This window comes from Clostridium sp. HV4-5-A1G (assembly GCF_900184915.1).
GTDB classification, from domain to species: domain Bacteria; phylum Bacillota; class Clostridia; order Clostridiales; family Clostridiaceae; genus Clostridium_B; species Clostridium_B aromativorans.
In genome coordinates, this window is the sequence record NZ_FXYI02000137.1 from 1 (window position 1) to 9,660 (window position 9,660).

At 34.6% G+C, this 9,660-nt stretch carries 9 protein-coding genes and 15 tRNA genes; 4 read left to right on the plus strand and 20 right to left on the minus strand.

The features are described 5' to 3' along the window. The first annotated feature begins 253 nt into the window (after positions 1-253). Positions 254-703 carry a helix-turn-helix domain-containing protein gene (locus J5G60_RS13385; RefSeq protein ID WP_150358615.1) on the plus strand — a complete coding sequence of 150 codons (450 nt, stop codon included), beginning with the start codon at positions 254-256 and terminating at the stop codon, positions 701-703. A 206-nt stretch (positions 704-909) separates the two neighbouring features. Further along, positions 910-1,485 (plus strand): Uma2 family endonuclease, encoded by a 576-nt coding sequence (locus J5G60_RS13390; protein ID WP_150358616.1) that lies wholly within the window; start codon positions 910-912, stop codon positions 1,483-1,485. A gap of 178 nt (positions 1,486-1,663) precedes the next feature. On the opposite strand, the gene J5G60_RS13395 is transcribed toward J5G60_RS13390, so the two are convergent. From J5G60_RS13395 to J5G60_RS13485, 19 genes are all read right to left on the minus strand, one after another. Then, positions 1,664-1,740 (minus strand) — tRNA-Arg (locus J5G60_RS13395). A gap of 27 nt (positions 1,741-1,767) precedes the next feature. Then, a tRNA-Gly gene (locus J5G60_RS13400) sits at positions 1,768-1,841 on the minus strand. A 72-nt stretch (positions 1,842-1,913) separates the two neighbouring features. After that, a tRNA-Pro gene (locus J5G60_RS13405) sits at positions 1,914-1,989 on the minus strand. Positions 1,990-1,998: 9 nt separating this feature from the next. Continuing rightward, positions 1,999-2,074: transfer RNA gene (locus J5G60_RS13410), tRNA-Lys, on the minus strand. A 4-nt stretch (positions 2,075-2,078) separates the two neighbouring features. Further along, positions 2,079-2,155: transfer RNA gene (locus J5G60_RS13415), tRNA-Arg, on the minus strand. 7 nt (positions 2,156-2,162) lie between these two features. Further along, a tRNA-Gly gene (locus J5G60_RS13420) sits at positions 2,163-2,236 on the minus strand. Positions 2,237-2,261: 25 nt separating this feature from the next. Next, positions 2,262-2,336, minus strand: a tRNA-Gly gene (locus J5G60_RS13425). Between the two features lie 28 nt (positions 2,337-2,364). Beyond that, positions 2,365-2,448: transfer RNA gene (locus tag J5G60_RS13430), tRNA-Leu, on the minus strand. Positions 2,449-2,479: 31 nt separating this feature from the next. Further along, a tRNA-Lys gene (locus J5G60_RS13435) sits at positions 2,480-2,555 on the minus strand. Between the two features lie 6 nt (positions 2,556-2,561). Next, positions 2,562-2,636 (minus strand) — tRNA-Gln (locus J5G60_RS13440). Positions 2,637-2,640: 4 nt separating this feature from the next. Next, positions 2,641-2,716: transfer RNA gene (locus J5G60_RS13445), tRNA-His, on the minus strand. A 7-nt stretch (positions 2,717-2,723) separates the two neighbouring features. After that, positions 2,724-2,799 (minus strand) — tRNA-Lys (locus tag J5G60_RS13450). A gap of 4 nt (positions 2,800-2,803) precedes the next feature. Then, positions 2,804-2,880 (minus strand) — tRNA-Arg (locus J5G60_RS13455). A 5-nt stretch (positions 2,881-2,885) separates the two neighbouring features. Continuing rightward, positions 2,886-2,959 (minus strand) — tRNA-Gly (locus tag J5G60_RS13460). A 56-nt stretch (positions 2,960-3,015) separates the two neighbouring features. Continuing rightward, positions 3,016-3,091: transfer RNA gene (locus tag J5G60_RS13465), tRNA-Pro, on the minus strand. A 117-nt stretch (positions 3,092-3,208) separates the two neighbouring features. Beyond that, positions 3,209-3,679: a metallophosphoesterase gene (locus tag J5G60_RS13470; RefSeq protein WP_150358617.1), complete on the minus strand. Its 471-nt coding sequence runs from the start codon at positions 3,677-3,679 to the stop codon at positions 3,209-3,211. A gap of 3 nt (positions 3,680-3,682) precedes the next feature. After that, complete coding sequence (locus J5G60_RS13475) at positions 3,683-4,297, minus strand: XTP/dITP diphosphatase (protein WP_190972262.1); 615 nt, start codon at positions 4,295-4,297, stop codon at positions 3,683-3,685. Next, complete coding sequence (gene rph / locus J5G60_RS13480) at positions 4,294-5,040, minus strand: ribonuclease PH (RefSeq protein WP_150358619.1); 747 nt, start codon at positions 5,038-5,040, stop codon at positions 4,294-4,296. Before rph ends, J5G60_RS13475 begins: the two co-directional genes overlap by 4 nt. Positions 5,041-5,091: 51 nt before the next feature. Further along, complete coding sequence (locus J5G60_RS13485) at positions 5,092-6,081, minus strand: AIR synthase family protein (protein ID WP_150358620.1); 990 nt, start codon at positions 6,079-6,081, stop codon at positions 5,092-5,094. A gap of 95 nt (positions 6,082-6,176) precedes the next feature. Here J5G60_RS13485 and J5G60_RS13490 point away from each other — a divergent pair, with 95 nt between their 5' ends. Together J5G60_RS13490 and J5G60_RS13495 are read left to right on the plus strand one after the other, a co-directional pair. Beyond that, positions 6,177-7,592 (plus strand): hypothetical protein, encoded by a 1,416-nt coding sequence (locus J5G60_RS13490; RefSeq protein WP_150358621.1) that lies wholly within the window; start codon positions 6,177-6,179, stop codon positions 7,590-7,592. A gap of 99 nt (positions 7,593-7,691) precedes the next feature. Further along, entirely contained in the window at positions 7,692-7,850 is a 159-nt protein-coding gene (locus tag J5G60_RS13495; protein ID WP_150358622.1) for a hydroxymyristoyl-ACP dehydratase, read from the plus strand. Between the two features lie 68 nt (positions 7,851-7,918). Here J5G60_RS13495 and J5G60_RS13500 read toward each other — a convergent pair whose 3' ends face one another. Next, on the minus strand, positions 7,919-9,529 hold the full coding sequence (locus J5G60_RS13500) for a peptide ABC transporter substrate-binding protein (protein ID WP_150358623.1): 1,611 nt from the start codon (positions 9,527-9,529) through the stop codon (positions 7,919-7,921). Positions 9,530-9,660 lie beyond the last annotated feature (131 nt).

Here is a 9,660-nt window from a genome sequence, read left to right on the forward strand (position 1 = left end):
ACCAACGAGATCTACACTTCTATCTTGGTCGGCAGCGTCAGATGTTTATAAGAGAGAGATTTAACAATTTATCACTTTATAAACCATTGATATTTCAGCCTTAGTCTTTAATAAATAAAATTAATATGATTTATTTTAATCAATTCATAATTACACCCCTTTTTGTTTAATGTCAACTGCATTTTAAAAATTTCTAAACATTTTGTTTACTTTTACTATATATTGATTATAATTAAAATAGAGGTGATATTATTTGAATATTGGAGAGTCCATAAGAAAAATAAGAAAAATTAAAGGTCTAACAATGAAAGAACTGGGGAATAAAGTTGGCCTTTCAGAGCAGGGAATTGGAAATTATGAACGTGGAGATAGAAAACCAAATATAGAAATAATAGATAAAATAGCTAAAGTTCTTGAAGTAACCACTGCTGAATTAATAGGAGATGAAAACCAAACTGAATATATTAAATCAATGGCTAAAGAAACTGCAAAAAAAGAAGTTAATACTATGTATTCAGTTATTGAGTATGTTAATGAAAATTACACTATAAACAAATATGATTTATCCAAAATAATCAATACCGATGCTCTACTAGATATTTCAGGCTTAATTAAAGATGTCACTCTCAATAGATTAAGACATTATGGCAATATTAAATCAAACAATTCTAATGATGATAAAAGTAAAGATAATACAGATTGATTTTTAATGTATATTACCCCCTTAAACAGGAGCAGATTTACGGATTAAAAATCCGCAAACTAAAGGTTGCATTTCAAATGAGAGCTTGTAAAAATCATACTAAGTTATATTTATATATCAATTCGGGGTAATCACGAACCGAGTTTTCTATCAGTACCCCCTCACTTTGAGGGTGACTGAAAATTTATTGAAAGAAGATAAAAATTATGGATAATACATCTAAAAATAAGACTTATACCTACTCTGACTATATGAACTACCCTGAAGGTGCCAGAATAGAGCTTATAGAAGGTACTATATACGATATGTCACCTGCACCATCAAGAATACATCAGAGGTTAATTGTAGAGATATCAACCATCTTTAACAATTATATGAAATCCAATAATGGGCCATGTGAAGTGGATATAGCACCCTTTGACGTATTTCTCACTGATGATGAAAACCTTGATAACTGTAAAAATATTGTCCAGCCTGATATATCCGCGATATGTGATAAAAATAAACTATCCGATAAAGGTTGCATAGGTACACCAGACTTAATTATTGAGATAGTATCACCCTCTAATCAATCTAATGACTATGTACGTAAATTAGGCCTATATGAACATTTTAGAGTATGTGAATACTGGATAGTAAATCCTATGGATAAAAGTATATTGATATACAAACTTGACGATACCATGCATTATGGAGCTCCTAAAGCTTATTCATTTACGGATAAAATAAAAGTTGGGATATATGATGATTTAGAAATTGATTTTAATACTTTAGATGTGTAGGTACTTTATATTATTTGATAGTAACCACAATAAACTAAGGAATTGAATGATCTGTATAAATTTATGGGAATAAAATAGTTCCTTTTTATTTTTGAAAATCTATAAGGGGCAAAAAGAGGGCAAATTTCATTTTTAGGCAAAATAAAAAACACTAGAATATAGTGTTATCAATACTTAATGGTGCACCCAGGGAGATTCGAACTCCCGGCCTCTGGATTCGAAGTCCATCACTCTATCCAGCTGAGCTATGGGTGCAAACTGCACTTATTTTAAAAATACAAATGGAGCGGGTGAAGAGAATCGAACTCTCATAACTAGCTTGGAAGGCTAGCACTCTACCATTGAGTTACACCCGCAAATCCATTGCTAAGCAATCACACAAATATATGAGCTCACTAGGGATTTTTAAATTCCCCATTAATCCTAAATGGTCGGGGTGACAGGGCTTGAACCTGCGACCTCATGATCCCTAACCACGCGCGCTACCATCTGCGCCACACCCCGCTATTTACATGGTGCGCCATCGGGGACTCGAACCCCGGGCAACCTGATTAAGAGTCAGATGCTCTACCAACTGAGCTAATGGCGCATATTGGTGCGTCTTAAGGGATTCGAACCCCCGGCCCACGGCTTAGAAGGCCGTTGCTCTATCCAACTGAGCTAAAGACGCGTATTGCTGGAGCGGGTGAAGAGAATCGAACTCTCATAACTAGCTTGGAAGGCTAGCACTCTACCATTGAGTTACACCCGCAAATCCATAAATTTTATTTCACCCTTGGAGCGGAAGACGGGATTTGAACCCGCGACGTTCACCTTGGCAAGGTGACGCTCTACCACTGAGCCACTCCCGCACAATAACAAATTCCCTATCTATAATTTTGGTGCAGGTGAAGGGATTTGAACCCCCACGCCATAGGCGCTAGATCCTAAGTCTAGTGCGTCTGCCAATTCCGCCACACCTGCATGTATGAAATTAGAAATCATTATAAACATATGGTGGCTTACCGGGGAATCGAACCCCGGACACCATGATTAAAAGTCATGTGCTCTACCAACTGAGCTAGTAAACCATTAAATGGCTGGGATGGCAGGATTTGAACCTACGAATGATGGAGTCAAAGTCCACTGCCTTACCACTTGGCTACATCCCAACACTGGGGTGAACGATGGGATTCGAACCCACGACAACCAGAACCACAATCTGGCGCTCTACCAGCTGAACTACGTCCACCATATTCTGGTGCGCCATCGGGGACTCGAACCCCGGGCAACCTGATTAAGAGTCAGATGCTCTACCAACTGAGCTAATGGCGCATATTGGTGCGTCTTAAGGGATTCGAACCCCCGGCCCACGGCTTAGAAGGCCGTTGCTCTATCCAACTGAGCTAAAGACGCACGCTTGGAGCGGGTGAAGAGAATCGAACTCTCATAACTAGCTTGGAAGGCTAGCACTCTACCATTGAGTTACACCCGCATAATTGTTTAATATTAAGTGATAATATCCCTGTCATAAAATTTCATGAAATCAAATGGTCGGGGTGACAGGGATTGAACCTGCGACCTCATGGTCCCAAACCACGCGCGCTCCCATCTGCGCCACACCCCGACATAAAATATTGGCTTTATTCATACTAGAAGTTTTTTCAAACTCTTGACAACATAAATTATTCTACACGATATATATGGATTCGTCAATACCCAATTTGAGATTTTTTTGTTTTATTCATACTCCCCTTATTTGGGGATTTATAATTTTATCACTAAGTTCTATCACTGCCACACTGTTAAACCCATCTCTAGGAACAGATGGACTTCCTGGATTTATAAACCATATTCCATTTTCATAAATTATCTTGGACACATGCGAATGTCCAAATAAAACTACATCGGCTTCTTCCTCTAAAGCTTTATATTTTAGTCTGGAAAGATCATATTTAACATCATATCTGTGACCATGAGTTATAAAAAATTTCTTGCCTCCTATGACTTCAACTCTTTCGCTGGGAACACTTACAGAAAAATCACAATTTCCCTTTACATTGATAATGGGTCCTCTATAAAACTTTTCAATCTGCAAAACATCCTGAACATTATCCCCCAAATGAATAATTGTATCCATGCCGGAAAAAATACTTTTAACTCTGTCCACAAACTTTCTATCCCTGTGGGTATCACTTATTACTCCTATATGCAAATCTCATACCTTCTTCTCAATATATTTTCCCATCTCAATTTTCAGTTTTTTTAGGGCTCTCGCCCTATGACTTATGGAGTTCTTCAATTCAGCAGACATTTCTCCAAAAGTCATATTGTATTCCGGTACATAAAACAGGGGATCATAGCCAAATCTGTTATTTCCCCTTTCTTCTTCACATATTATACCCTCTATTTCTCCCTGTACTTCAAGTACCTCATCAACTCCCAATATCAATACCATAGTACACAAAAATCTTGCATTTCTACTCTCTCTATTTTTATTCTCCAAAAGTTTTAAGAGTTTCTCATTATTTTTTTTATCATTCCCATGTTCGCCTGCAAATCTTGCAGAATGCACTCCTGGTTCTCCGTTTAATCCTTTTACTATAAGACCCGAATCATCTGCTAATACCATAAACTTTCGTCCAAGAAAATCATATACCGTTTTGGCTTTCTTATAGGCATTCTCCAGGAATGTAGTTCCATTCTCATCGATATCTATATTCACTCCAATTTCCCCCATAGATAAAATCTCCAGGGGGTATTGGGCAAGTATCTGTTTAATCTCCCTTATTTTATTATAATTATTGCTGGCTACCACTAATTTTTTCACTATTTGCCACCTGTCCCTATCCACAGTGAATCCATCTTCAGGCTGTTTTTCTGGGCATGAACCATACTTTTTATTCCTTTTTCTCCCAGAATCATAAGTTCTCTCAAGTCCTCCTTTGTAAACGGGCTCTGTTCTCCTGTACCCTGTATCTCCACAATTTCATCTGAATCTGTCATCACTATATTCATATCTACTTTAGCTCTTGAATCCTCTATATAACACAAATCCAACATTCTTTCATTATCTACAATTCCCACACTTATGGCACTTACAAAATCTCTTATTGGATATATTTTAAAAGGTGATCTTTTGTGGAGCACATTCACAGCATCCACCAATGACACAAATGCTCCAGATATAGAGGCTGTTCTAGTACCACCATCTGCCTGAATTACATCACAATCAATCCATATGGTTTTCTCCCCTATGGCTTTTAAATCCACTACAGATCTGAGTGCCCTGCCGATAAGTCTCTGTATTTCCATGGTCCTTCCATCAATTCTCCCTTTGGTTATATCCCTCACTTTTCTGACCTGAGTAGCTCTGGGAAGCATATTGTATTCACAGGTAATCCAACCTTCACCTTTTCCTTTCAAAAATGGTGGAACTTTATCCTCTATAGATGCAGTACATATTACCTTCGTATCCCCAGTTTCCATAAGCACAGATCCTTCTGCATATTTCGTATAATTTCTCGTTATTTTTATAGGCCTAATTTGATCACATTTTCTACCATCAATTCGCATTTTTTACCTCCAAAACCAAAACTGTATCTTATCAAATCAATTATACATCAATTATTTCAATTTTTCCTCCAATATAAACAATTCATCACTTTTTGGAGGTGTTATCTTCTTCTCTTTTCCACTGCAAACCAGTTTATATGATTCCTCAGTAACTTTCCCTATGATACTGGCTTTAATTCCATTGCTTTTCAACATATGTACCAATCCTTTTCCATCTTCAGTAGTAATGAGCATACTACCTGAAGATACAAATCTCAAAGGATCTACAGAATATTTTCTGCATATTTTCATCGTTATTTCAGTAAGTGGTATCCTATCATCATACACTTTAAATCCAACTTTACTTGCCTTAGCAACTTCCCAAAGCGCTCCCAAAAGCCCTCCTTCAGTTACGTCATGCATAGAATTCACTCCAAATTTGCCGGACAATACACCTTCTTTAACTACACTTATATGCTTTATATAACCCTTTGCTTTCTCTATTTCCTCCGTTGTAAGTATGTCTTTGAGTTTTTCCTCAAAATCATTCACTATAATACTAGTTCCTTCCAGGCACAAATATTTTGTCACTACTATATCATCATCTTTCTTTGCCCCTGAAGTAGCCACAGCTTTATCTTTTTCTCCCTTTCCTATAGCAGTACAGGAAATAACCATCCTATTTACAGCTTTAGTCACTTCTGTATGACCGCCTAATATTTCCACATTTAGCTTTCCTGCCTCCTCACTTACTTCTTCCATAATTTTATTTATATCCTCCAGGCATGAATTCTCAGGAGCTAGAATTGTAACTAAAATTCCCACTGGCTCTACACCACAGGATGCTATATCATTGCAATTTATATGTACTGCAAGCCTACCGCTATTCAGATCAGCACCAGTAATAGGATCTGTAGAAACAACGCATTCTTTATCTCCAAAATTTATAACACTGCAGTCCTCACCTATATCACCCCTTATCCTAACATCTTCTCTCTTAACTGCCCTATTTTTATCTATTATCTCCTTTAAGTCATTCCAATCCAATTTTCCAATTTCCATAAAACTTTCCTTCCTTTCTAAAATAAATAAGCACCATTTTGCATCCTGTTTCATATTATCTATATAGGGATTAATTTATGGTAGGTGTAAATATTTTGAAATATATAGGACCTTTCTTAAAAATCAATAAAATAAAACCCAGTAATGTGAAGCAGCAGCTGTTTTATTTTTCAAAAGAATCTTTAAGAGACATTGTACTACACTCAAAATGTGGAGTTCTCACTTCAGTCAAAGGAATTATCTCAAAAAATACATCCAATTTTGATATTAACACATTTAAAAATGTTTCTCCACTTTTATGTATTTATAGAAAAGCAAATCCTGTTCTCATAAATATAAATGACAGGTTATGCTGGAACGATGACAAATTTAAAAAAGAAATAAACATAGACAGCAATGCATTTATGACATTATGCTTGATGGAACTTTCAGATTACTATAATTCTTTTCATAACATAGATAAGAATAAATACAATTTAGGAAAATTCTATATTGCCCTGAGTAAAAAACAACTAGAGTTTTACGCATCTTATTTTAGAAACAGTGAAGGCGTATTTATTGATAAAAAATGTGAAAGTGGAGCAAATCCAGGAGAAATTAAATTTGTAGACAAATACAAGAAATTCAAATTTTCATCTCAAGCTCTATTAATGGCTGCATACTATAGATGCAGTACTTTGATGGATGGTGAGGGAAAAGAAGATTTTAAAAATTTTTCCTTTGATATTTTAAATATGCTTATTGATTCAAAAAATGATCTGTATGAATTGTCTTTTGAAGAGCTTACAAGATTGTGCTTTGCATTAAATATATTCTACGAGTATTCCAAAGATAACAAATGCAAAGATCTGATACTTGACATATCGGAGCTTATTTTTGAAAAATTTTACCATGCAAATTCTCAGTCCGGCATGGCAAAAGAAACAGACGTTGAAAATGATTCCTTAAACTATATAAATTTTATTATGATATATAAGCATACGAATTTTATAAAATATAAAGAAAATGCAAATTTTATACTTGAAAAACTTTTAAAACTTTATGATTCAGAAAAAGGATTGTTTATAAAGGATACTTCTAAAAAGAATGTAGAATTTACCTGTCTGGAAGTCATGCTGTATCTAATGGCTTTTCTGATAAATGTAGAAGTGTACAAAAATAGAGATAAAAACAATTTAATAGTATTGGATATATTCAAACGTCAACTTATAGATTCAGGTATGATCTTAAGCTGGCCTGAAGCTCCCGATTTAAACAATGTAGAGCGATATAGGAATTTTTCTCTTAGATCAGAAGATCTAATAGAGGAACAAAATTTCAGGACATCCTCAATTCCCTCTCCTGAATCCTGTGAAATAGCACCAGTTTTTTGTAAGTATGTAACTTACAGCATGAAAAAGAAAAAATTTAAATCTGTAAAAGTTTCTTTTGACACATATAAAAATATGTTTATATTTTTCATTGTACTGCATTTTTTAAACCCCAAAATTCCAATCTCTTTCCAAGGATAAATTTTTTATCTTTAGGATATAATAATATCACTCCAGTACAAGCATTTTACAGCTAAACATAAAAATCAATCTGGTTCTTTATAAGGAAGGTGATAGGCAATGATGGATATTAACTGTTCTGAAAGATGCATACATGAGAAAAACGGGAAATGTACTTTAAATCATATTACTGCAATTACAGATCTTTCATCTCCAAAAACAAACTGTATATACTTTTCTCCAAAGAATCAGATAAAAGATAAAGGTCTTTCCCCTTAAATTCACAAGGATAAAAACTTGAAGGATTGTTTTAAAAAATTTTAAGACAATCCCTTTTTATCTGACCTTTAATAATTCAGATAGGCCCTATCCAGCTTTATATTTCCCATTATATTCGCATAGACACCCGAAACATAAGTTTTTGAGACAATAACCGTATTTTCAAAATATAAAGGTACCATAGGCATATCCCGTGCTAAGTCATTCTCGATATCTCTAAATATCTCTATTTTTTGATTTCCATCCTTTTTAAAGGACGAATTCATCAATTTACTGTCAATCTGCAAATTTCTATATCCGTATAAATTATAAGCCCGGGAGGAATTCCACATATTTAAAAATGCAAGTGGATAATCATAGTCTCCTGCATAGTCTATTTCTGCCATATCATAATGCCCCTCCCTCAACTGCTCTTTGAATTTAGACAATTCATATCCCTGACAATTTACTGCTATTCCAGAGATCTTCTCAATACGCTCAGCTATGTCCTCACATACTTTTTTATTTTCCACACTATCCACATATATTAATTTGAGGGATTCATTTTCACCATAATTCAAACCTTTAATCATATCTGCAGCATTTTCCCCCTGTGACTTATCCTGAAAAAATATTTTATTCATAAATTTACCGTTCAATCCATTACTTACATAATTCGGTACATAGGAGTTAGCTGTAACAGCAGTATTACACAGTATGTTTTCTACTATATTTTCTCTATCAACAGCCATGGATACAAAATTTCTAAATTTGACGTCATTTACTACATTTTCTTTTTTCATATTGAAAGCTATGCCTTTACCGCTTAAATTAGGTGAAGTCATGTAATTTACTTTATTTTTTATATTTTTTATTTCTCCCAGTGGGGGATTAGTAAATATATTTACCCTATCTTCTTCAAAAGCTGCCAATGCATTTTCACTGGTTTTTAAAAACGTAAGTATTACCTTGCTGCTTTTCACCTGTGATCTATTCCAATAATAGGTATTTTTCTTTAAAGTAATATCACCATTCTGAGATATGCTGTCTATGACAAAACTTCCCGAATACAATATGGATTTATAATCCTTTTTCCAATCTACGAGTTTATAATCAATATTTCTAAGAGAGTATATAGGCTGTGCAAGTATATTCAGGAGATAGTTACAGGGATAATTTAGCCTTATGCATAACGTTCTGTCATTTAGAGCATTTATGGCAACATTTCCAAAATCACATTTACCCTGCCTGTATTCTTCTGCTCCAAATACACAATTCAGCTGCTGGGCATATATATTGTCCATGTCCTTGCTTAGTATATTAGAAAAAAAGTCCACAAAATCATAGGCGGTAATATTAGATCCATTGCTCCATTTAGCATTTTTCCTTATCTTAAAAGTATAGCTGGTTCCACTTTCATCTACACTCCAATTTTCCGCTATACCGGGAATTATTTTCCCATCTTCATCACTACTCACCAGACCCTCAAATGTATTTGCAAGTATATCCTTTTGCCTTATATTATCAGAATCAAGCATTATTAAATTTTTAGGCGATTCACCTAAATTATATACCAAACTATTTTTATAATCATTGCTCTCAGTTTGCTGAACTTTTTTTTCCAGAGATCCTCCTATCAATGTTATTGAAACCACTGAAATTATTAATATAATACACATTATATAAATAAGTTTCTTCATATATATCTCCTTATTTTCACGATAATAAAATACAGTTTAAACTGTCTCTAAAACACATATCCGAGCCCACGATACCGTAAAAGATCTCGTATGACGTCTTGTCCTTGAAAAAAAAAAGGGGGGGGGGGGGG

Excerpts from the sequence above, each read along its gene's own strand:
- J5G60_RS13495 (WP_150358622.1), top strand. The coding sequence starts at position 7,692 with ATGATGGATATTAACTGTTCTGAAAGATGCATACATGAGAAAAACGGG.
- rph (WP_150358619.1), bottom strand. The coding sequence starts at position 5,040 with ATGCGAATTGATGGTAGAAAATGTGATCAAATTAGGCCTATAAAAATA.
- J5G60_RS13390 (WP_150358616.1), top strand. The coding sequence starts at position 910 with ATGGATAATACATCTAAAAATAAGACTTATACCTACTCTGACTATATG.
- J5G60_RS13500 (WP_150358623.1), bottom strand. The coding sequence starts at position 9,529 with ATGAAGAAACTTATTTATATAATGTGTATTATATTAATAATTTCAGTG.
- J5G60_RS13485 (WP_150358620.1), bottom strand. The coding sequence starts at position 6,081 with ATGGAAATTGGAAAATTGGATTGGAATGACTTAAAGGAGATAATAGAT.